General features: G+C 69.4%; 21 protein-coding genes. 14 read left to right on the plus strand and 7 right to left on the minus strand.

What is annotated here, in order from left to right; translation table 11 throughout:
- Positions 1–32 precede the first annotated feature (32 nt).
- Complete coding sequence (locus tag NVV99_RS14320) at positions 33–932, minus strand: SDR family NAD(P)-dependent oxidoreductase (RefSeq protein WP_024101227.1); 900 nt, start codon at positions 930–932, stop codon at positions 33–35.
- 111 nt (positions 933–1,043) lie between these two features.
- On the opposite strand from NVV99_RS14320, the gene NVV99_RS14325 reads away from it, so the two are divergent.
- Positions 1,044–1,673, plus strand: coding sequence for a TetR/AcrR family transcriptional regulator (locus NVV99_RS14325; RefSeq protein ID WP_024101226.1), 630 nt, complete (start codon positions 1,044–1,046; stop codon positions 1,671–1,673).
- 62 nt (positions 1,674–1,735) lie between these two features.
- The gene (locus NVV99_RS14330; protein WP_006554085.1) at positions 1,736–1,876 is read left to right on the plus strand and encodes a hypothetical protein; all 141 of its coding nucleotides are present in this window, start codon (positions 1,736–1,738) and stop codon (positions 1,874–1,876) included.
- 15 nt (positions 1,877–1,891) lie between these two features.
- Here NVV99_RS14330 and NVV99_RS14335 read toward each other — a convergent pair whose 3' ends face one another.
- Positions 1,892–2,602: an NUDIX domain-containing protein gene (locus NVV99_RS14335; protein ID WP_024101225.1), complete on the minus strand. Its 711-nt coding sequence runs from the start codon at positions 2,600–2,602 to the stop codon at positions 1,892–1,894.
- Between the two features lie 82 nt (positions 2,603–2,684).
- Here NVV99_RS14335 and nadA point away from each other — a divergent pair, with 82 nt between their 5' ends.
- The 4 genes from nadA (at position 2,685) to NVV99_RS14355 (ending at position 7,794) form a co-directional block, all read left to right on the plus strand.
- A complete protein-coding gene (gene nadA / locus NVV99_RS14340; RefSeq protein WP_019289717.1) occupies positions 2,685–3,716 on the plus strand; it encodes a quinolinate synthase NadA in 1,032 nt (343 codons plus the stop codon).
- A complete protein-coding gene (locus NVV99_RS14345; protein ID WP_024101224.1) occupies positions 3,713–5,284 on the plus strand; it encodes an L-aspartate oxidase in 1,572 nt (523 codons plus the stop codon). The genes nadA and NVV99_RS14345 overlap by 4 nt, the downstream gene beginning before the upstream one ends.
- Position 5,285: 1 nt before the next feature.
- Positions 5,286–6,152, plus strand: a complete 867-nt coding sequence (nadC, locus tag NVV99_RS14350; protein ID WP_024101223.1) for a carboxylating nicotinate-nucleotide diphosphorylase — start codon at positions 5,286–5,288, stop codon at positions 6,150–6,152.
- A gap of 199 nt (positions 6,153–6,351) precedes the next feature.
- Positions 6,352–7,794 carry a wax ester/triacylglycerol synthase family O-acyltransferase gene (locus tag NVV99_RS14355; protein ID WP_041803388.1) on the plus strand — a complete coding sequence of 481 codons (1,443 nt, stop codon included), beginning with the start codon at positions 6,352–6,354 and terminating at the stop codon, positions 7,792–7,794.
- A gap of 52 nt (positions 7,795–7,846) precedes the next feature.
- On the opposite strand, the gene NVV99_RS14360 is transcribed toward NVV99_RS14355, so the two are convergent.
- From NVV99_RS14360 to NVV99_RS14375, 4 genes are all read right to left on the minus strand, one after another.
- Positions 7,847–8,965 carry an alpha/beta fold hydrolase gene (locus NVV99_RS14360; RefSeq protein ID WP_024101221.1) on the minus strand — a complete coding sequence of 373 codons (1,119 nt, stop codon included), beginning with the start codon at positions 8,963–8,965 and terminating at the stop codon, positions 7,847–7,849.
- Positions 8,966–9,030: 65 nt separating this feature from the next.
- The gene (locus NVV99_RS14365; protein ID WP_019289712.1) at positions 9,031–9,450 is read right to left on the minus strand and encodes a hypothetical protein; all 420 of its coding nucleotides are present in this window, start codon (positions 9,448–9,450) and stop codon (positions 9,031–9,033) included.
- Positions 9,451–9,558: 108 nt separating this feature from the next.
- On the minus strand, positions 9,559–11,313 hold the full coding sequence (locus tag NVV99_RS14370) for an alpha/beta hydrolase (protein WP_024101220.1): 1,755 nt from the start codon (positions 11,311–11,313) through the stop codon (positions 9,559–9,561).
- Between the two features lie 111 nt (positions 11,314–11,424).
- Positions 11,425–11,808, minus strand: coding sequence for a helix-turn-helix domain-containing protein (locus tag NVV99_RS14375; protein ID WP_024101219.1), 384 nt, complete (start codon positions 11,806–11,808; stop codon positions 11,425–11,427).
- Positions 11,809–11,929: 121 nt separating this feature from the next.
- Between NVV99_RS14375 and hisD the strand changes: the two genes are divergently transcribed.
- The 7 genes from hisD to NVV99_RS14410 are packed head-to-tail and all read left to right on the plus strand — an operon-like array spanning position 11,930 to position 17,202.
- Entirely contained in the window at positions 11,930–13,252 is a 1,323-nt protein-coding gene (hisD, locus tag NVV99_RS14380) for a histidinol dehydrogenase (RefSeq protein WP_006554076.1), read from the plus strand.
- The gene (locus NVV99_RS14385; protein ID WP_006554075.1) at positions 13,249–14,376 is read left to right on the plus strand and encodes a histidinol-phosphate transaminase; all 1,128 of its coding nucleotides are present in this window, start codon (positions 13,249–13,251) and stop codon (positions 14,374–14,376) included. The genes hisD and NVV99_RS14385 overlap by 4 nt, the downstream gene beginning before the upstream one ends.
- Entirely contained in the window at positions 14,373–14,987 is a 615-nt protein-coding gene (gene hisB, locus NVV99_RS14390; RefSeq protein ID WP_006554074.1) for an imidazoleglycerol-phosphate dehydratase HisB, read from the plus strand. Before NVV99_RS14385 ends, hisB begins: the two co-directional genes overlap by 4 nt.
- A 3-nt stretch (positions 14,988–14,990) precedes the next feature.
- On the plus strand, positions 14,991–15,146 hold the full coding sequence (locus tag NVV99_RS14395) for a hypothetical protein (protein WP_016696019.1): 156 nt from the start codon (positions 14,991–14,993) through the stop codon (positions 15,144–15,146).
- A 1-nt stretch (position 15,147) separates the two neighbouring features.
- Complete coding sequence (locus NVV99_RS14400; RefSeq protein ID WP_024101218.1) at positions 15,148–16,305, plus strand: MFS transporter; 1,158 nt, start codon at positions 15,148–15,150, stop codon at positions 16,303–16,305.
- Between the two features lie 10 nt (positions 16,306–16,315).
- The gene (hisH, locus tag NVV99_RS14405) at positions 16,316–16,951 is read left to right on the plus strand and encodes an imidazole glycerol phosphate synthase subunit HisH (protein ID WP_024101217.1); all 636 of its coding nucleotides are present in this window, start codon (positions 16,316–16,318) and stop codon (positions 16,949–16,951) included.
- Positions 16,948–17,202, plus strand: coding sequence for a hypothetical protein (locus NVV99_RS14410; protein ID WP_024101216.1), 255 nt, complete (start codon positions 16,948–16,950; stop codon positions 17,200–17,202). The genes hisH and NVV99_RS14410 overlap by 4 nt, the downstream gene beginning before the upstream one ends.
- A 112-nt stretch (positions 17,203–17,314) precedes the next feature.
- On the opposite strand, the gene NVV99_RS14415 is transcribed toward NVV99_RS14410, so the two are convergent.
- Positions 17,315–18,301 carry a YafY family protein gene (locus NVV99_RS14415; protein WP_024101215.1) on the minus strand — a complete coding sequence of 329 codons (987 nt, stop codon included), beginning with the start codon at positions 18,299–18,301 and terminating at the stop codon, positions 17,315–17,317.
- A 62-nt stretch (positions 18,302–18,363) separates the two neighbouring features.
- Here NVV99_RS14415 and NVV99_RS14420 point away from each other — a divergent pair, with 62 nt between their 5' ends.
- Entirely contained in the window at positions 18,364–20,643 is a 2,280-nt protein-coding gene (locus NVV99_RS14420; protein WP_260782921.1) for an excinuclease ABC subunit UvrA, read from the plus strand.
- Positions 20,644–20,688 lie beyond the last annotated feature (45 nt).

Consider the following 20,688-nt stretch of genomic DNA (forward strand, 5'->3'; position numbering starts at 1 on the left):
CTGTGCTCCGCCCGACACACGATCCACCCATTCTAGATCGCGGATCGTGCCCCACCCGAGGATTCCGGTGCCGGTACGGCATCTTCCGCGGCACGGCTCACCGACTCCCACTCGAGCCAGGTGTCGACCTTCTCCCGGGTGGCGGCAACGGCCGCATCCAGGACGGCGCTGCCCAGGACGATGCGTCGCGGCGGTCGGTCGGCATCGACGACCTCGAGGAGTGCCCGCGCGGCCAGGGCGGGGTGGCTGTCGATGCTCGTGGACGCGCTCTGCTCCTCGATCTCGGCTCGCAGCGAATCGTAGTCCGATCGCGGAGTGCTCACCGTCATGGTGGTGTAGAGGTCGGTCCAGTAGCCGCCCGGCTCGACGATCGTCACGTCGATGCCGAAATGCGCGGCCTCGACCGCCAGGGCTTCACTGAGTCCTTCGAGGGCGAACTTGCTCGCGCTGTACAGCCCTGTGCCGGGCCCGCTCAGTACGCCCCCGATGCTCGAGATCTGCACGAGATGCCCGCGTCCTCGGCTCCGGAAGGCCGCCATGGCGGCCTGGCTGACCCACATCGCTCCGAAGAAGTTCGTCTCGAACTGTGCACGCGCCTGCTCCTCGGTGAACTCCTCGACGAATCCGTAGGCCATGGTGCCCGCGTTGTCGACGACGATGTCGAGGCCTCCGAAATGCTCGCGGGCGGTGTCGAAAGCGGCGAACACCGCCGTGCGGTCGGTGACGTCGGCCGGGAGTCGGAGGAGACGTTCCGGATCCCGGGGGAGATCGGCCGATTCGATCGATCGGGAGACGGCCACGACGTTGTCGCCTCTCGACAGCGCCGCACGGGCGAACTCCCTGCCCAGACCGCGGCTCGCGCCGGTGATCAACCAAGTGCGGGGACGGACGCCGGGGGTGGCGGGGGGCGCGGTCGTCGGTTGGGTCTTCAATGCATACCTCCTGAGTGAGACGAGACGGTCCGTCTCGTTCATTTGAGGATGACCCTCCGGAGGGCGCCTGTCAAGACGCAACGTCTCGTCTCGATGAGATATCGTCGTCCCATGCCCCCACGTCCCGAAACCGGACACTCCCGGCGGAACCCCGCCTCGCGGAAAGCGATCCTCGATGCCGCTTTCGACCTGGTCACCGAGGTCGGCTACTCGAAACTCGGTATCGAGGCGATCGCCGCCCGGGCCGGCGTGGGGAAGCAGACGATCTATCGCTGGTGGCCGTCGAAAGGAGCCGTGCTCCTCGACGCGTATCTGGCACATACGCAGGGCGATGCCGGGGACGAGGCCTCGCTGCCCGACACCGGCGATCTCCGCGCGGACCTCGTCGCGGTGCTGCAGGCCACCGTGGCGGAGCTGCGTGATCCGACGTTCGCCGTCCCGCTGCGTGCGTTGACCGTGGCGGTACTCGAAGACCCCGGGCTCGCAGCGGAATACGAACACCGCCTCGACGCGCCGATGCGGGAGATGAAGAAGGCCAGACTACGGGCCGCGCAGAGTGCGGGGCAACTGCCGGACGACCTCGATCTCGATGTCGCCGTGGACATGTTGTTCGCGCCTGTCGCTCAGAAGTGGTCGACCGCCGGCGAGCCCCCGTCGGACGACTATGTCCGCACTCTGGTCGAGACCGTTCTCTCCGGCCTGACGCGTCCGTCCGAGGGCGACCGGTCCGCCGATCTGTAACGTACGACTCCTCCTGCCCGACACACACGTCGGAATCACATGACGATCAGGGGAGAGGCAGCATGGGTTCGGTCGATGTTCTGGAATGGATCCGCGAAGGTTATCTGGCGGGCGACCCGCTGCGCTCGGCGCTGTTCGTCGGGTCGGCCTTCCTGACGATGCCGCTGCAGTTGCTCGAGGTCATCATGGGACGGCCTTTCTGATCTCCTCCGGGAGGTTCACACCGGCGGTCGCAGGGCGGCGAATTCGTCCGTCACGCGCAGCCTGGAATCGGTGAAGCGGTAGAGCGCCGGGGGGCGACCTCCCGCTTTGCCGGACGGTGCGGTGTTGCCGGTGCGGGTGAGCACGTTCCGGCGCGCCAGCACCCGTTGGAGATTGGTGGCATCCACCTCGTAACCCAATGCAGCGCAATAGATGTCGCGCAGCGTGGACATCGAGAACTCCGCCGGTGCGAGGCCGAATGCGATGTTCGTGTACGACAGCTTCGCGGCAAGGCGCGCATGGGCGTTCGCCACCATCACCCCGTGGTCGAAGGACATCGCGGGAAGGTCCGAGACCGGATGCCAGGCCGTATCGGACGGCAGTTGGGGATCCGAGGTGAGGGGGATCAGACCGAGATAGGTCGACGCGATCGTGCGCGGTCCCGGCACCCGATCCGGGGCGGAGAAGACCGACAGCTGTTCGAGGTGCGCGACCTCGCGGACGTCGACCTTCTCCGCCAGTTGCCGCCTCGCCGACGTCGTGAGGTCCTCGTCGTTGCGTAGTTGGCCGCCGGGGAGCGACCACGTGCCGACCTGCGGATCGAGGGCCCGCTGCCACAGCAGCACCCCGAGTTCGGGCTCCTCGCGGAGGGCTCCCGAGGCGTCCGGGAAGCGGCGAACCTGGAACACGGCGATGAGCACTTCGTGACGGGTGTTACCATGTGTCATGTTTTCGATCCTAAGTCGAAAACCTCGAATACGGCAATTCCGGTAGAACCCGCCGGGATGACACCCTCGAAGGAGCTAGGCCATGACCACGACCGAGTGGGCGGGAGCCGCCACCATCGTCGACGGCCCCGGCGGATACACGGGCGTCGAGGCGACGCCGGAGTGGGCCGAGGAGGTCCGCCGGTTGGCCCGTGAGCGCAACGCCACGCTGCTCGCGCACAACTACCAGCTTCCCGCGATCCAGGACGTCGCCGACCACGTCGGCGACTCGCTCGCGCTCTCGCGTATCGCCGCCGAGGCCGAGGAGGACACCATCGTCTTCTGCGGCGTGCACTTCATGGCCGAGACCGCGAAGATCCTCAGCCCGAACAAGACGGTGCTCATCCCCGACGAGCGCGCCGGCTGCTCGCTCGCCGATTCGATCACCGCCGACCAGCTGCGCGAGTGGAAGGCCGACCACCCCGACGCCGTGGTCGTCTCGTACGTCAACACCACCGCCGAGGTCAAAGGCCTGACCGACATCTGCTGCACCTCGTCGAACGCCGTCGACGTCGTCGCGTCCATCGACCCCGACCGCGAGGTGCTGTTCCTGCCCGACCAGTTCCTCGGCGCCCACGTCAAGCGCGTCACCGGCCGCGAGAACATGCACATCTGGGCCGGGGAGTGCCACGTGCACGCGGGCATCAACGGCGACGAGCTCGCCGCGCAGGCCAAGGCGCACCCCGACGCCGACCTGTTCGTCCACCCCGAGTGCGGCTGCGCCACCTCGGCGCTCTACCTCGCCGGGGAGGGCTTCGTGCCCGACGACAAGGTCAGAATCCTGTCCACCGGCGGCATGATCGACGCCGCGCGGGAGACCGGCGCGAAGCAGGTCCTCGTCGCCACCGAGGTCGGCATGCTGCACCAGCTCCGCAAGGCCGCGCCCGGCATCGACTTCCAGGCGGTCAACGACCGGGCGTCGTGCCCCTACATGAAGATGATCACGCCCGCCGCGCTGCTGCGCTGCCTGCAGGAGGGACGCGACGAGGTCCACGTCGCCGCCGACGTCGCCGAGCGGGCCCGCCTGTCGGTGCAGCGCATGATCGCCATCGGCAACCCGGGCAGCGGCGAGTGACCACCGCCATCACGGTCGCGTGGGAGGACCACGCCGACCTGGTGGTCGTCGGGGGTGGCGTCGCCGGTCTCACGGCCGCGCGCGCCGCCTCCCGGCGCGGCGCGCGGGTGCTCACGGTGAGCAAAGGGGGCCCCACCGACACGGCCACCCAGTACGCCCAGGGCGGTATCGCCGTGGTGGCGCCCGTGGGCGACAGCGTCGACGCCCACGTCGCCGACACCCTCGCGGCGGGCGGGGGACTGTGCGACGAGGACGCGGTGCGCTCGATCGTCACCGCCGGCCCCGATGCCGTCACCGCTCTGCGCGATCTCGGCGCGGTGTTCGACACCGCCGGAGACGGCGACATCGCCCGCACCCGCGAGGGTGGGCACAGCACCCGCCGCATCATTCACGCCGGTGGCGACGCGACCGGCGCCGAAGTTCAGCGCGCCCTCGGCGAGGCGGGCTTGCCCGTCCTGTTCGGCGCCGCTGCCGCCCGGATCCTCACCGATGCGCGGGGCGTCACCGGACTGCTCGTCCTCGACGAGCGCGGGTACGGCGTCGTCCACACCCCGGCCGTGTTGCTCGCGACCGGTGGCCTCGGGCAGCTGTACGCGTGCAGCACGAATCCGCCCGGCGCCACCGCCGACGGCATCGCGCTGGCCCTGGCTGCCGGCGCCGGTGTCGCCGACCTCGAATTCGTCCAGTTCCACCCGACCGTGCTGTTCGCGGAAGGGGGCACCGGACGTCGGCCGCTCATCAGCGAAGCAGTGCGCGGGGAGGGAGCACGATTGGTCGACTCCCGCGGCCGATCGATCACCGAGGGTGTGCATCCGCTCGGCGACCTCGCACCCCGCGACGTCGTCTCGCGGGCCATCGCCGAGCGACTCACTGCACTCGGTGAGGATCACGTGTACCTCGACGCCCGTCACCTCGACGGCTTTGCCACGCGTTTTCCGACCATCACGGCGATGTGTGCCGACGCCGGTCTCGATCCGGCCCGTGATCTGCTTCCGGTCGCTCCCGCCGCGCACTATTCGTGCGGCGGTGTCGTCACCGATGTGCACGGCCGCACCCGCATTCCCGGTCTGTACGCGGCCGGTGAGGTGGCACGTACCGGCCTGCACGGCGCGAACCGGCTCGCCTCCAACAGCCTTCTCGAAGGGCTCGTCCTCGGCGAGCGCGCCGGGGTGGCCGCAGCGATCGAACGGACCGGAACGCGTGTCGAGACCGACGGCATTCCCGTCGTCGCCCCGACCGTCTGCGATCGGACGGTGCTGCAGCAACTCATGACCCGGCACGCGCTGGTCGTGCGCGACGCCGACGGATTGTCCGCTGCCGCAGTCGAACTCGACGGCGCGAGCGTCGCCACGGCGTGTGCCGACGCGGAGCGGCTCGAGGACGCGGCGCTCACCGTCACCGCGCGGGCCCTGCTGCTCGCGGCGCAGCGCCGCACCGAATCGCGGGGATGCCACACCCGCAGCGATCATCCGGACACCGACCCGGCGCAGGCTCGCAGCCTGGAGTTGCGTATCGACGATGACGGCGAGTTGTCCTTCACCACACCGGAACTGACAGGAGTCAACTGAGATGACCACCGCCCTGCCCGACGGACTCGACCTCGCCGAGACCCGCGAGCTGGTCCGGAAGGCGCTCGACGAGGATCTGCGCTACGGACCGGACGTCACCACCGACGCCACCGTGCCCGCCGACGCTGTCGCCACCGCCTCGGTGGTCGCGCGGCAGGCCGGCACCCTCGCCGGTCTGGACGTCGGTCTGCTCGTCCTCGACGAGGTCATCGGTGCCGATCATTACGGCGTGCTCGATCGCAGGTCCGACGGGGAGCGGGTGCTGCCCGGCGATTCGGTCCTGACCGTCGAGGCGCCGACCCGCGGCCTGCTCACCGCCGAGCGCACGATGCTCAATCTCCTGTGTCACCTGTCGGGCATCGCGACGGCGACCTCGCACTGGGTCGATGCGGTGACGGGCACCGAGGCGAAGATCCGCGACAGCCGCAAGACACTGCCGGGAATGCGCGCGCTGCAGAAGTACGCGGTGCGGATGGGTGGCGGCGTCAACCACCGAATGGGGCTCGGCGACGAGGCGCTGATCAAGGACAACCATGTCGCGGCGGCCGGTTCGGTGGTCGCGGCGCTGCGAGCCGTCCGCGAGCATGCCCCCGACATCGCGTGCGAGGTGGAGGTCGACACCCTCGAACAGTTCGACGAGGTGCTCGCCGAGAACGTGGAATCGATCCTGCTCGACAACTTCCCGCTGTGGCAGACGCAGATCGCGGTGCAGCGGCGCAACACCCATGCGCCGCAGACACGACTCGAATCCTCCGGCGGCCTGTCCCTCGACGTCGCCGCGGACTACGCGCGCACGGGCGTCGACTTCCTCGCGGTGGGTGCGCTCACCCACTCTGTGACCGTCCTGGACTTCGGCCTCGACATGTGAGCGTGTAGGTCGCAGGTCGCGGCACGGATGAATCGGACGCGCCACCGGAACATCCGTCGGTGAGACGGTCCCCGCACGTGCGCTTTCTGGGGTAGAACTGACAGCACATCGACGTGCCGGTACCGGTCACGTAGGGGCGGTGCTCCGGTTGTCGCCGGTGCCGGGTGGGGGAGGAAGACAGAACACGATGCGGTTACCGATGTCACCGACCGACTCGATGTTCCTGCTCGGCGAGTCGCGCGACCACCCGATGCATGTCGGCGGTCTCCTGCTGTTCCAGCCGCCGGAGGGCAAGGACGCGAGTGACCTGAAGTCGATGTTCGCCGAGGCGCTCGCCCGGGAGGAACCCGCCGGGCCGCTGTGGCGCAAGCGGCCCACCCGCTCGCTGTTCACCCTCGGGCAGTGGGCCTGGGAGGACGATCCGCGCTTCTCGATCGACTACCACGTCCGGTTCAACGCGCTGCCGTCCCCGGGCACGATGGACGATCTGTGGGAACTCGTCTCCCGCCTGCACGCGTCGCTGCTCGACCGCACCCGCCCGTTGTGGGAGATGCACCTGATCGAAGGGCTGGCCGACGGTCGCTACGCCCTCTACGTGAAGATCCACCACGCGGTCGCCGACGGGGTGGGGGCGATGCGCCTGCTGCGCCGTGTGCTCAGCACCGACCCGGGCCGCACCGACATGCCGGCCCCGTGGGCGGTCGCAGACGCGCAGTCGTCGAGCCGCTCGGTGATGGGTACCGCGATCGGGTTCCCCGGCGCCGTCGTCCGCGCGGCGACCGGTGCGGTGAACGATGCAGTGAACGTCGTGTCCGAGGCGGTCGCTCTGGTTCCGGCGCTCGTCGGCACCGTCGACCGTGCCCTGCACAATCGCGGTGGTTCGTTGTCGCTGGGCGCTCCGAACACGATCCTCAACCGGAAGATCTCCGGATCGCGCAGATTCGCGGCCCGGTCCTGGCCGATCGAGCGACTGCGAATGGCGGCCAAGGCGGCCGACGCGACGCTCAACGACGTCGTCCTCGAACTGTCCGGTGGGGCGTTGCGGGCGTATCTCTCCGAACACGATGCGTTGCCGGAGGATTCGCTGGTGGCGATGGTCCCGGTTTCGTTGCGTCAGAGCAGGAGCTCGTCGGGCAACGAGATCGGCATTCTCATGTGCACGCTCGGGACGCAGTGCGTGGATCCGGTGGAACGTCTTGCGCGCGTGCGTGGTTCGATGATCGAGGGCAAGCACGCGATGAACTCGATGTCGAAGCTCGGTCGTCTCGCGACGAGCGCGGTGGGTGTGGCGCCTCTGGCGGTGGGAGTACTCACCGGCAACCGGGCGCTGCCGCGGCCGCCGTTCAACGTGATCGTCTCGAACGTGCCGGGTCCCGATGCGCCGTTGTACTGGAACGGTGCGCGCGTCGACGCGTTGTATCCGCTGTCGGTGCCCGTCGACGGGCAGGCGCTGAACATCACGTGCACGAGCACCGACGACGAGATCGCCTTCGGTCTCACGGCGTGCGGTCGCACGGTCCCGGATCTCGTCTGGCTGCTCGATCGCTTCGACGAGGAACTCGAGGCGCTGGAATCCGCCCTCGGCGTCCGGGTGGAGGTCGACGACGAGGAGAGCGGGGAGGACGACGCCGGGAACGACTGACCGTGCCGTTTCGAGAATCGGCGCGCCGCATCGCCGAACGGCCCGGGATGAGTCAGGACGTCGCCGCCACACGGCGGGCGTGCGGCGTCCACACTTCGGTGAGGGTGCGGCGGCCGATGAACAGCCCGATGTGACCGGCGTCGGCGACGGTGGTGGTGATCCTCTGCGGCGGGGTCGATACGTACTCCGCGAGCGTGGTGACCTGCCGGGGAGTCGCGATCGGGTCGGCGGAGCCGGCGATCAGATGGACCGGGCAGTCGATGGCCGCGAGATCGACGACGCGTCCTTCGGCCTTCAGGCTGCCGGCGACGAGTTCGTTGCCCACGAACAGGTGGCGCATGATCCACGCGCGGAAGGCCGAAGGGATCTCCTGCTTCCACGTGAACCAATGCCGTTCGGCCTCCCAGCGCGCCACTTCGTCGGGATCGTGGAGCAGGGCGAGCAGCGTCATCGCTCGTTCGATCTCACCGATCGGATCGGTGGTCGGCACTCCGACGGCCCGAGCCGCCCCGTACCAGAAGTCGATCGTTGTGGCCGCGGCACCGTGGGGCGCGCGGGCCAGCACCGACAACGCCGGCTGGTCGACGTGGAAGTCGATGGGTGCTCCCGCCACGGTCAGCGAGTGCACGCGCTCGGGATGCAACGCCGCGTAGACCGTGCCGAGCCACCCGCCCTGGCTGTCGCCGATCAGGTTCACCCGGCCACCGAGATGGTCGACGGCCTCGGCGACGACCGCCAGGTGATCGTCGATCGAGCAGCCGTCCGTCGCGAGGGTCGCGGGCGCCCAGTCGAGACAGTGCAGGCGGGTCAGGCCACCGGCTCGGAGGGCTTCGACCTGACTGCGGTCGGCGGAATGGTCGACGATGCACGAATGGGTGCCCGCCTGCGGCGGCAACAGCAGCGTCGGGATCTCGTCGCGTGCGGGGTCGGAGGTGCTGCAATCACGCAGACCTCCGAGGGGCCACCGGCGCACGACCGGCCAGTCCGTGGTCCAGCGCGGCGGCGTGGCCGATGTCAGGGCGCGGCTGTACCGGTTCGCGTCGGAAATCAGCGTGCACGGCGTGGCGCCGCGTCGTACGAGGCCGGCGAGATAGCCGCTCCAGCCGGCGATCGCCGCGGTCCCGAGACGAAACGGGGCCGCGGCGATCCGGGCTGGTGTCAGTGTCAGCATGCACTGCACCGGAGAACGTCCGCTGATGCGGTGTTCGGTATCGACTGCATCGAGTGAGTCGACGATTACTTCAGCAGGTCGCGAGCGGTGCTCGTGACGGTGGTGGTGAGCTCGCGAGCGAAGGAGACCTGCGCCTTGGCGAGATCGGCGACCCACTCGACGGGGGTGGCGTCGGCGACCTTCTCCTGCAGATCCAGGAGGCTCGAGACAGCCTTCTCGTAGGTGTCGACACCGAGGTTTCCGCTCTGCTTCGCGGCGTCGACGAACTTCGCGTTGAACTCCTGGAAGCGCTCGGTGGCCTCGTCGACGGTCTTGGTGAACTCGGTCGCGGCCTTGTCGGCAACCGCAGCGGCCGTCGAGGTCAGCTTTTCGGCCGACTGCTGGGCCGTTGCGGTGGCCTCGGCGGCGGCCTTCGTGGCGGCTTCGGTCGCCTTTGCCGCGGCATCGGTGGCCTTGGCGGCGGTGGTCTTGGTCGGTGCGGTCATGGTGTGTACCTTCCGTGGGCGCTCGTGACAGGAGCGGGGCTTCCCCTGTGGGGTGCGCTCGGATCAGCGCTGTTAGCAGGTTAGCAATATGATAGCTAACGCGCAACGTCACTCGAAGACATAGGTTCCCGGGGCATCGCACAGCGGCGGATGCTGCGCGCTGCCCATCGCCGGGGGAGCGACCAGCTCACCGGCGCGCTTCGTCGACCATGCGGTCCAGTCCTCCCACCACGACCCGGCGGTGCGAGTGGCCTTCTCCGACCACGCCTTCGGGTCCTCGGGCAGCGTCGGCATCTTCTCGCCGTCGGGCGCGCCGACGGCCTCGAACCAAGCCTTCGGGTTGGGGGGATTGACCGCGCCGGCCACATGGCCGCCGCTGGTCAGGACGTACCGGACCGACCCGCCGAGCAGGCCCGTGGCCTTATACGATGACGTCCACGGCACGATGTGGTCGTTGATCGCGCCCACCACATAGGTGTCGCACGTGATGTCCGACAGGTCGAGGACCTCGCCGTCGAGCTCGTACACGCCGCGCGCGAGCTCGTTGCGGCCGTACAGCGACCGCAGGTAGTGCGAGTGCATCTTCGCCGGCATGCGGGTGCTGTCCTCGTTCCACGCGAGGATGTCGAAGGCGGCGGGCTTCTCGCCCTTCATCCACCGCGACACCCAGTAGTTGAAGATCAGATCGCGCGCGCGGATCATGTCGAAGCTGCCGGCCATCTCGTTGCCGGAGAGGAAGCCCTGCTTGCTCATCCGGAACTCGACGCGGTCGAGTGTGGCCGGGTCGGTCAGCAGTGCCAGCTCGCCGACCTCGCTGTAGTCCAGGAGTGTGTTGAGCATCGTGAACGCGCTGATCCGCTTGTCGCCCAGCCTGCCCATGCGGGCCGCGGCCATCGCCGCCATCGCGCCGCCCAGGCAGATCGACAGCACCTCGATACGCGAGGATCCGGTGATCTCCTCGACGGCGTCGAGAGCTGCCGCGACACCCTGCCGGTAGTAGTCGTCCATCGTGATCTCGTGCATCGACTCGTCCGGGTTGCGGTACGAGATCGCGAACACGGTGCGGTTGTGCTGCACGGCCCACTCGATGAGGCTGCGCTGCGGCGCGAGATCGAGGATGTAGTACTTGTTGATCCACGGTGGCGCCGCCAGGATCGGGATCTCGTGCACCTCACCGGTCTGGGGGGCGTACTGGATGACCTCGATGAGGTCGTTGCGGAAGACGACCTTGCCGGGGGTCGCGGCCATGTTCTCGCCGAGGGTGAACGCCTCGCGGTCGACCTTGAGCGGCAGGCCCTTCCGGTGCACGACGTCCTCGATGGCGTACTTCGCGCCGCGGAACAGGCTCGCGCCACCGGTGTCGAGCGCGCGCACGAGCACACCCGGGTTGATGAGGAAGTTCGAGGGGGCGAGTGCGTCGAACATCAAGTTCGCGAACTGGCGGGCCTTGCCGTCCTGCACGGGATCGCCCGAGCCGGCGTCGGCGAGATCCTCGACGTACTCGCGGGTGGCGAGATAGCTCTGCAGCAGCGAGAAGTAGGCCGGGTTCTCCTTCCAGGCGGCATCGGAGAACCGGCGGTCCTTCGAATCCAGCTGCACCGGGGGCTGCGGATCGACGGCGTTCCACACGCGTGTCGCCGCTGCCGGGATGTTCGCCAGGCGGGTGGCGTACTCCGTGGTCGCGCCGGCCACGGCCCGCGGATTCTTCACTGCACGGCCGGCGACGGATGCGACGGCCGGTCCCCACCCGATCGGGTCGAGGGAGGAGGTGAGCTTCTTCTGCAGATGGTTGAGCACCGAGCAACTCCAGAACTGGGTGAATGGTCCGGAGCCGATGGTGACGTCGCCGAGAAAGGTGCGCACCTTACCCCCAGGTACGTGCTACCTGCATGTTCGTCGATGAGGCGACGAAATCGGGCTGACCTCGGACGCTGGGTGGCGCACGAACGCACTCGGTACCGATTGTGAGAATGCTCACTTCTCGTCGGGTTCGCGTCCTCCACCACGCCGACGGCGCCCGACGGTGACCTCACGGAACGCCTCGTACATCTCCTCGAGCGAACGCCGTTGGGGATTGGTCAGGTCGGGATCCTCGCGGATCGCCCGCAGGACCGCGGACTCCGCTCCGTCGTCGGTCTGCGCGTGGGTCGCGAGGGTGTCCGCTGACAGGTGCAACTGTTCGGCGATCGCTTGCAGCACACGCTCGCTCGGCGCCCGCAGGTTCCGCTCGATCTGCGACAGGTACGGATTCGAAATGCCCACCATCGCCGCGAGTTGACGCATGGGCAGTTCTGCGAGCTCACGCTGGCGGCGGATCAATTCGCCCAACGTGCTCGGGCGCGACTCGTCCTCGTCCATGCCGTCAGCATAAGCACGGTGATCCGTGTCGAGAGCATCCTCACGCGGGCGCGACTTCGAACGTCACCACTCGATGCGAGATAGTAGAAGGTGACCCCTGTTCGACGAGAGAGGACACCTCATGCTTGCCCGCACCGACCTGCGCGGTCGTACTCCCACCACTGCGGAGCTCAGGGGCGCACTGCCCCGCGGCGGAGTGGATGTGGACGCGGTGCTCCATCAGGTCCGTCCCGTCGTCGACGACATCCGCGATCGCGGCGCCGAGGCCGCGCTCGACTACTGCGAGAAGTTCGACGGGGTCCGCCCCGCCTCGGTACGTGTTCCCGCCGCGGAACTCGGCCGCGCGCTGGCCGAACTCGCCCCCGCCGTCCGTGCCGCTCTCGAGGAGGCCATCGCGCGCACGCGCGTCGTGCACGCGGCCCAGCGCCGCACCGACGTCACCACCGAGGTCGTCCCCGGCGGTACCGTCACCGAACGCTGGGTGCCGGTCGAACGCGTCGGCCTCTACGTGCCGGGTGGCAACGCGGTCTACCCGTCGTCGGTCGTGATGAACGTCGTGCCGGCGCAGGCCGCCGGCGTCGAATCGCTCGTCATCGCCTCGCCGCCGCAGAAGAACTTCGGCGGACTGCCGCACCCGACGATCCTCGCCGCCGCGGCCCTGCTCGGCGTCGAGGAGGTGTGGGCCGTCGGCGGCGCACAGGGTGTCGCACTACTGTCCTACGGCGGCACCGACACCGACGGCGCCGAACTCGCCCCGGTCGACATGATCACCGGCCCCGGCAACATCTACGTCACCGCCGCCAAGCGGCTGTGCCGCGCGGTCGTCGGCATCGACGCCGAGGCCGGTCCCACCGAGATCGCGATCCTCGCCGACCACACCGCCGACGCGGTGCACGTCGCCGCCGACCTGATCAGTCAGGCCGAGCACGACGTCATGGCCGCCTCGGTGCTCGTCACCACCAGCACCGACCTCGCCGACGCCGTCGATACCGCGCTCGCCGCGCAGCTCGAGCTCACCGAGCACCGCGAGCGCGTCACCACCGCGCTGTCCGGCAGCCAGTCCGGCATCGTCCTCGTCGACGACATCGAGCAGGGCCTGAAGGTCGTCAACGCCTACGCCGCCGAGCACCTCGAGATCCAGACCGAGAACGCCTCCGAGGTCGCCGCGCGTGTCCGGTCGGCGGGCGCGATCTTCGTCGGGCCGTGGGCACCGGTCTCCCTCGGCGACTACTGCGCCGGATCGAACCACGTGCTGCCCACCGCCGGCTGCGCCCGGCACTCGTCGGGCCTGAGCGTGCAGACCTTCCTGCGCGGCATCCACGTCGTCGAGTACACCGAGGCGGCCCTGAAGGACGTCTCCGGTCACGTCATCACCCTCGCGAACGCCGAGGACCTGCCCGCCCACGGTGAAGCCGTCCGTCTGCGATTCGAGGCGCTGAAGTGACCCAGATCCCCGGCTCCCGCATCACCCTCGCCGACCTGCCGTTGCGCGAGAATCTGCGCGGCAAGTCGCCCTACGGTGCACCGCAGCTGACGGTGCCCGTCCAGCTCAACACCAACGAGAACCCGCACCCGCCCACGCAGGCGCTCGTCGACGACGTCGCCGAGGCCGTGCGTGAGGCGGCGACGCAGCTGCACCGCTATCCCGACCGCGACGCGGTCGCGCTGCGCACCGACCTCGCCGCTTATCTGACGAAGGCGTCCGGTGTTCCCCTCGGCGTCGAGAACGTCTGGGCCGCGAACGGTTCCAACGAGATCCTGCAGCAGCTCCTGCAGGCCTTCGGTGGCCCCGGGCGCACGTCGATGGGCTTCGTGCCGTCGTACTCGATGCACCCGATCATCGCCGACGGCACCCAGACCGAGTGGCTGGCCACCTACCGGCGCGACGACTTCACCCTCGACGTCGACGCATCCGCCGCCGCCGTGCGCGAGCGGCGGCCCGACGTCGTCTTCGTCACCAGCCCCAACAACCCGACGGGACACAGCATCCCGCTCGACCAGTTGCGGGTGATCCTCGACGCCGCCCCCGGCATCGTGATCGTCGACGAGGCGTACGTCGAGTTCTCCTCGCAGCCGAGCGCTCTGTCGCTGATCGACGAGTACCCGACGAAGATCGTCGTCTCGCGGACGATGAGCAAGGCGTTCGCCTTCGCCGGTGGACGGCTCGGCTATCTCGCCGCAGCCCCCGCGATGATCGACGCGCTGCTGCTCGTGCGCCTGCCCTACCACCTGTCGGTCATCACCCAGGCCGCCGCGCGTGCGGCCCTGCGGCACGCCGCCGAAACTCTCGCGTCGGTTGCGGAACTGGCCGCCCAGCGCGACCGCGTCGCCGCCGAACTCGCCCGGTTCGGCTACGACGTGATCCCCTCCGACGCCAACTTCATCCTGTTCGGCCGCTTCGCGGACGCCCCTGCCACCTGGCAGCGGTATCTCGACGAGGGTGTACTCATCCGCGACGTCGGGATCCCCGGCTACCTGCGCACCACGATCGGCCTGACCCACGAGAACGACGAGTTGCTGCGAGTGAGCGAGAAGCTCGCGGCCACGGAAATCGAGGAAACCCGATGAGCGACCGCATCGCGCGCGTCGAACGCACCACCAAGGAATCGAGCATCACCGTCGAGATCGACCTCGACGGGACCGGCCGCACCGAGATCTCCACGGGGATCCCGTTCTACGACCACATGCTCACCGCGCTCGGCCAGCACGGTTCGTTCGATCTCACCGTGCAGGCGCAGGGCGACATCGAGATCGAGGCCCACCACACCGTCGAGGACACCGCCATCGTCCTCGGCCAAGCCTTCGGTCAGGCCCTCGGCGACAAGCGCGGCATCCGGCGCTTCGGCGACTGCTTCATTCCGATGGACGAGACCCTCGCGCACGCGTCGGTCGACGTCTCCGGCCGTCCCTACTGCGTGTTCACCGGTGAACCCGACTACATGGTGCACTCGGTGATCGGGGGATATCCCGGCGTGCCCTACTCGACGGTGATCAACCGGCACGTGTTCGAGTCGTTCGCCTTCCACGCCCGCATCGCCCTGCACGTGCGGGTGCTCTACGGCCGCGACCCGCACCACATCACCGAGGCCGAGTTCAAAGCGGTCGCCCGCGCGCTGCGCGAGGCCGTCGAACCCGACCCGCGTGTGACCGGCATCCCGTCGACGAAGGGCAGTCTCTGACATATGGATGTCGTCCTCACCTACCTGTGCTTCATCGTGGCCGGATTCGCGGCAGGCGGAACGTGGTCGATGTGGAAGGCGCGCAACACGTTGTTCGCGGGTGTGCTGCTGGCTCTGACCGTGCTGGCCGCCGCCGCGGGCGTCTTCCGGCTGCTCTGACGTGGCGGAACAACAAGGACTGTTCACCGTTCGTGGTCTGATCCCGGCGTGGTCGACGTCCGCTGCGGCCTTCGGCGGCTTCTCGCTGCTGCTGCCGGTCGTGCCGTGGGCGATCGCCGAGGCCGGCGGCAGCGACATGCTCGCCGGGTCGGTGACGGCGGTGTTCATGTTCACCACCGTCCTCACCCAGCTCGCGATGCCGCGACTGTTGCGCGCGTTCGGTCACCGCGCGACGCTCGTGGCCGGCTGCCTGTTCCTGGGGCCGCCGTCGCTGCTGTTCCTCGTGTCGATGGCCCCGGCGGCCGTGCTCGGAATCTCCGCGCTGCGCGGTATCGGCTTCGGCATGATCACCGTGGCGGCGGCCGCCCTCATCGGCGAACTCGCGCCGCCGCGATTGCTCGGCCGGGCCACCGGCATGCTCGGCATCGCCATCGCCGCGTCCCAGACGATCGGTCTGCCCGCCGGGCTGGCGATCGCCGAGCGGTTCTCCACCACGCCGGTGTTCGTGCTCGGCGCGATCATCTCGTCCGCCGGTCTGCTCGCCGCGATCCGTCTGCCACGGCTGACCGCGAAACAATCCCGGACGGCGCGACGAGTGCCTCCGGTCGTGCTGTTGTTCCCGCTGGTCGCGGTCGGCGCGGGTGCGATCGCCTACGGCGGTCTCACCTCGCTGTTGCGTATCGCGGTCGCCGGTCTGCCCGTCGCGGCGGCGTTGGCCGTGCTCAGCGCGGCCTCGCTGATCGGACGGTACGCGGCCGGTTCGGTCGCCGACCGGATCGGCGCCGGCAAATTGCTGCCCGTCGGTCTCGGCCTGGCGGGGCTGGCGATGATTCCCTTCGCACTCGTCGCCGACGACCGAGGGGGAGCGATACTGCTGATCGTCGCCGCGATCGCCTTCGGCTTCGGCTTCGGTGTCGTGCAGAACGAGGCGCTGCTCGTCGCGTTCAGTCGCGCCGGGGCCGGCAACACCGGCTCGGCGAGCGCCGCCTGGAACATCGGCTTCGATGCGGGCACCGGCGCCGGTTCGTTCGCCCTCGGCGCGGTGGCAGCCGTGGCCGGATACTCCGCGGCCTTCGCCGCGGCCGCCGTCCTGGTTCCGGCGCTGCCGTTGCTGGCCCGACTGGCCGGGCCGTCGGAACGTCCCCGTCCCACCACATAGAATCGACATCATGAGCGCAACCACGGTCGCCGTCCTCGACTACGGCTCGGGCAATCTCCACTCCGCCACGCGGGCAGTCGCCCGTACCGGCGTGCACGTGGAGGTCACCGCCGACCCGAAGATCGCGCTCGCCGCCGACGGACTCGTCGTCCCCGGCGTCGGTGCCTTCGACGCGTGCATGAAGGGCCTGCGCAGCGTCGGCGGAGACAAGATCATCGGCACCCGCCTCGCCGGCGGACGCCCGGTGCTCGGCATCTGCGTCGGCATGCAGATCCTGTTCGAACGCGGCGTCGAGCACGGCATCGAGACCGAGGGCTGCGGCGAGTGGCCGGGCACGGTCGAGCGTCTGGACGCGCCGGTGCTGCCGCACATGGGCTGGAACACCGTCGAGGCTCCCGCCGATTCGGTGCTCTTCGCCGGCATGGACGCCGACACCCGCTTCTACTTCGTCCACACCTACGCCGCCCGCAAGTGGGAACTCGACGCTCCCGAGCGTCTCGCCCCGCCGAAGGTGACCTGGGCCGAGCACGGCAGCCGCTTCGTCGCTGCCGTCGAGAACGGTCCGCTCTCGGCCACCCAGTTCCACCCGGAGAAGTCCGGCGACGCCGGCGCACAGTTGCTGCAGAACTGGGTCAGCTCGTTGTGACCGAGCCGCGGCGCGGACGGCCGAGCGGAGAGTTCTCCTTCGGCCGTCACGCGCTGATGTCCGTCGGCGCGGCGACCGTCGTCCTGCTCGTCACCGCGATCGTCGTGGTGGCGGTCCGGCCCACGCCGGTCGTCGGGCTCGTCATCGCACTCGTCGGCATCGTGGTGGCCGTCGTGGCGATGGGTGTCGTGTCGACGCGGTCGGCCCGCCGCGCCTTCGGTCCCGCCGAGGACGACCGCCCCGGAAGCTGACGCGCCGAACCGGATTTCGCCCGGCGTGTTGCGGTAGCGAACCCCGGTTGGGCGCGCGAGGTGTTCGGTAACGCAGCTGTGCAGACTCGAAATCGATCTGCCGCGCCCAGATTCACCTCGCGCCGTCCTCGGAGGGGACGACGGCGTCCTGCGCCGCCGCGCGCAGACGATCGGCGAACACCGCGCAGGACCGCACGATCTCCGGGTCCGCGCGCATTCGGATGTCGGCGTCGAGGGTGGCGAGCGCGAGGACGAGCCACTGCCACGACTCGACCGCGAGGTGTACCTCGGTCCGGTCGTCACCCGTCGGGCGGATCTCGGCGTCCTGGTGCTTCAGCGCGTCGGCGACGTGCGTGGCCGAGGCCGCCACGTCCAGATGTACCGGTGTCCGCCCCTGCCGGAGTCCTTGCCGCAGGTATTCCGTGGCGGACCCGGCGGGAAGCGGGCGGGGTGCGAACCGGCTGCCGGTGAGGAGCAGGTCGCGCACACGGTCGAGGCGGAAGACACGCCAGTCCTCGCGGTCGACGTCCCATCCGAGGAGGTACCACCGCAGCAGGTGGTGCACCTGCCTGTACGGCTCGACCCGGCGAGAGGTGGGCGAGCCCTGCGCGTCGACGTAGTCGAAGGTGAGCGTGTCGCACCGTGCGATTGCCTCCGCGACGGTGCCGAGCAGCTCCGCCGACACGCTGGGAGCCTGCAGCGCACTCGTCTCCACCGCGCTGCGGACGGCCGCGACTCGCGGGCGCAGCCGCGCGGGCAGGAACTGGTCGAGCTTGCCGTAGGCGCGGGTCGCGGCGTCGTCCAGTCCACCTTCGGTCGGTCCGGTCGCAGCGAGAGCGCCGAGCCCCAGCAGCACCGCGACGGCCTCGTCGTCGTCGAGCACCAGCGGCGGCATCGAGCGTCCCGACGAGAGGCGATAGAAACCGCCGGGCCCGGAACGGGTTTCGACGGGATACCCGTAGCCGCGCAGACGGTCGACGTCGCGGCGGAGCGTCCGGCGGCTCACCTGCAGCCGCCGGGCCAGTTCGTCCCCGCCGATCGCGCGTCCGGTCTGCAGGATCGACAACAACGCGAGCATCCGCTCGGTGACGTCCGCCATGCCGTCATCCTCCCACCGGTTGCGGTCAGGATCCGGCCGCAACCGGTCGTAGCGTCGAACCCATGACCACCACCGTCACGACCACCGAGGCGGCAGTGCGAGGCTGCGCGATCACGATCCGCCGCGCCCGCACCCACAACCTGGCCGACGTCGATCTGACCGTTCCGCGCAACCGGCTCGTGGTGATCGTCGGGGTGTCCGGCTCCGGGAAGTCGTCGCTCGTCTTCGACACGATCGCCGCGGAGGCCGGCTACCAGCTCAACGAGACGTACCCGCCGTTCACGCGCAATCGGTTGCCGAAGTGGACACGACCCGACGTCGACCATATCGACGGTCTGACGCCGGTGATCGTCGTCGACCAGCGTCGGCTCGGCGGCAACGCCCGATCGACGGTCGGCACCATCACCGACACCTGGACCTATCTGCGGCTGCTGTACTCCCGGGTGGGCACACCCGTCCTCGGGGAGTCGAACCGCTTCTCGTTCAACGACCCCACCGGGATGTGCCCGGCCTGCTCCGGGCTCGGCGAGATCGTCGTCAGCGCTGTCGAGCGGTTCCTCGATCTCGACAGGTCCCTCGCCGAGGGCGCGATCCTGGTGCCCGGCTTCGGCAACGGCGGGTACTGGTACTCCCAGTACGCCGACATCGGTTCCTTCGACGCGGACACACCCCTGCGCGAGTGGAGACCCGCCGAGCGGGAGGCACTGCTCTACGGCGGCGAGGCCGCCGCGGCGCTGGGCCATAAACCGCCGGACGGCTACGAGGGTGTCGTCGAGAGGTTCGAGCGCATCCACCTGCACACCTCCGACAACCTCTCCGAACGCAAACAGGACGTCATCCGGCGCTTCACCCGCGCCGAGACGTGCCCGGACTGCGCCGGAGAACGACTGAACGCGGCCGCGCGGGCGGTCACCGTGCGCGGCCGCACGATCGGGGAGCTGTCCCGCCTCGAGATCACCGAACTGCTCGAGTTCGTGCGCACGATCGACGACGAGCGCGCCGCACCTGTGGTGTCCGCACTGGTGGGCCGGCTCGAGGCGATGGTGACGATCGGCCTCGGCTATCTCGTGCTCGCCCGGGCGACCACCACGCTCTCGGGCGGCGAATCGCAACGGATCAAGATGGTCCGGCACCTCGGGTCGAGCCTGACGGAGATGACCTATGTCGTCGACGAACCGACGGTCGGTCTGCATCCCGCCGATGTGGAGTCGATGATCGACCTCCTCGAACGTCTCCGCGACAGCGGCAACACCGTCCTCGTCGTCGAACACGACCCGGCCGTGATGGCCCGTGCCGACCAGGTGATCGAGATCGGTCCCGGTGCGGGCTCGTCCGGTGGTCGCCTCGTCTTCCAGGGCACCTTCGACCGGTTGCGAACGGCCGACACCCCCACCGGCCGATCGCTGCGGCGCGACATCGGCCGCGGTGGCCCCGCCCGCGAGGCGACCGGTCGTCTCACGATCGCCGATGCGTGTCGCAACAACCTCCGCGACCTGACGGTGCGGATCCCCACCGGGGTGCTCACCGTGTTCACCGGCGTCGCCGGATCGGGAAAGTCCAGTCTCGCAGCCGAACTCGTCGACCAGTACGACGCCACGGTGATCGACCAGCGGCCGGTGAGCACCAATCGCCGCTCCACCCCGATCACCTACGCCGGCATCGCACCCGCCCTGCGGCGGATGTTCGCCGAACACAACGGTGTGCCGGCGAGCCTGTTCAGCGCGAACTCGGCGGGTGCGTGCCCGACCTGCACGGGGTCCGGTGTCGTGTACATCGACCTCGCCTTCATGGACGGACACGAGATCGTCTGCGACACCTGCCATGGCCGCCGGTTCACCGCCGAGGTGCTCGGGCACACCGTGAACGGCCTGTCGATCGCCGATGTCGACGACCTCACTGTCGGTCGCGCCCTCGAGGAACTGCCGCACCCGGAGATCGCGCGCCGACTGAGTGCGCTCGCCGGGGTGGGTCTCGACTACCTCCGCCTCGGGCAGTCGCTCGACACGCTCTCGGGTGGCGAGTGCCAACGGGTGAAGATCGCCAAGGAACTCGGACGAGTGAAGACGCCGACCCTCTACGTCCTCGACGAGCCGACCACCGGCCTGCACGCCGAGGACGTCGGCACCCTCCTGCACGTCTTCGACGGCCTCGTCGACCGAGGGCACACGGTCGTCGTCATCGAGCACCACCTCGACGTGATGCGCCACGCCGACCACATCGTCGACCTCGGGCCGGGACCGGGACGGCACGGCGGCACCGTGCTGTACGAGGGGTCCGTCGACGAGTACACCGGCCGTCCGACCCCGACCTGCCGGACCCTCGACGCAGCACGGTCGGCATGACGCACGGCGCTTTCCCGGCGCCCCGGCCACGCGTTTGGCGATGTC

Source organism: Rhodococcus sp. PAE-6 (assembly GCF_025290685.1).
Taxonomy (GTDB): Bacteria; Actinomycetota; Actinomycetes; order Mycobacteriales; family Mycobacteriaceae; genus Rhodococcus; species Rhodococcus pyridinivorans.

Excerpts from the sequence above, each read along its gene's own strand:
- NVV99_RS14360 (WP_024101221.1), bottom strand. The coding sequence starts at position 8,965 with ATGCTGACACTGACACCAGCCCGGATCGCCGCGGCCCCGTTTCGTCTC.
- nadC (WP_024101223.1), top strand. The coding sequence starts at position 5,286 with ATGACCACCGCCCTGCCCGACGGACTCGACCTCGCCGAGACCCGCGAG.
- NVV99_RS14420 (WP_260782921.1), top strand. The coding sequence starts at position 18,364 with ATGACCACCACCGTCACGACCACCGAGGCGGCAGTGCGAGGCTGCGCG.
- NVV99_RS14375 (WP_024101219.1), bottom strand. The coding sequence starts at position 11,808 with ATGGACGAGGACGAGTCGCGCCCGAGCACGTTGGGCGAATTGATCCGC.
- NVV99_RS14415 (WP_024101215.1), bottom strand. The coding sequence starts at position 18,301 with ATGGCGGACGTCACCGAGCGGATGCTCGCGTTGTTGTCGATCCTGCAG.
- nadA (WP_019289717.1), top strand. The coding sequence starts at position 2,685 with ATGACCACGACCGAGTGGGCGGGAGCCGCCACCATCGTCGACGGCCCC.
- hisD (WP_006554076.1), top strand. The coding sequence starts at position 11,930 with ATGCTTGCCCGCACCGACCTGCGCGGTCGTACTCCCACCACTGCGGAG.
- hisB (WP_006554074.1), top strand. The coding sequence starts at position 14,373 with ATGAGCGACCGCATCGCGCGCGTCGAACGCACCACCAAGGAATCGAGC.
- hisH (WP_024101217.1), top strand. The coding sequence starts at position 16,316 with ATGAGCGCAACCACGGTCGCCGTCCTCGACTACGGCTCGGGCAATCTC.
- NVV99_RS14335 (WP_024101225.1), bottom strand. The coding sequence starts at position 2,602 with ATGACACATGGTAACACCCGTCACGAAGTGCTCATCGCCGTGTTCCAG.
- NVV99_RS14365 (WP_019289712.1), bottom strand. The coding sequence starts at position 9,450 with ATGACCGCACCGACCAAGACCACCGCCGCCAAGGCCACCGATGCCGCG.
- NVV99_RS14330 (WP_006554085.1), top strand. The coding sequence starts at position 1,736 with ATGGGTTCGGTCGATGTTCTGGAATGGATCCGCGAAGGTTATCTGGCG.
- NVV99_RS14355 (WP_041803388.1), top strand. The coding sequence starts at position 6,352 with ATGTCACCGACCGACTCGATGTTCCTGCTCGGCGAGTCGCGCGACCAC.
- NVV99_RS14395 (WP_016696019.1), top strand. The coding sequence starts at position 14,991 with ATGGATGTCGTCCTCACCTACCTGTGCTTCATCGTGGCCGGATTCGCG.
- NVV99_RS14325 (WP_024101226.1), top strand. The coding sequence starts at position 1,044 with ATGCCCCCACGTCCCGAAACCGGACACTCCCGGCGGAACCCCGCCTCG.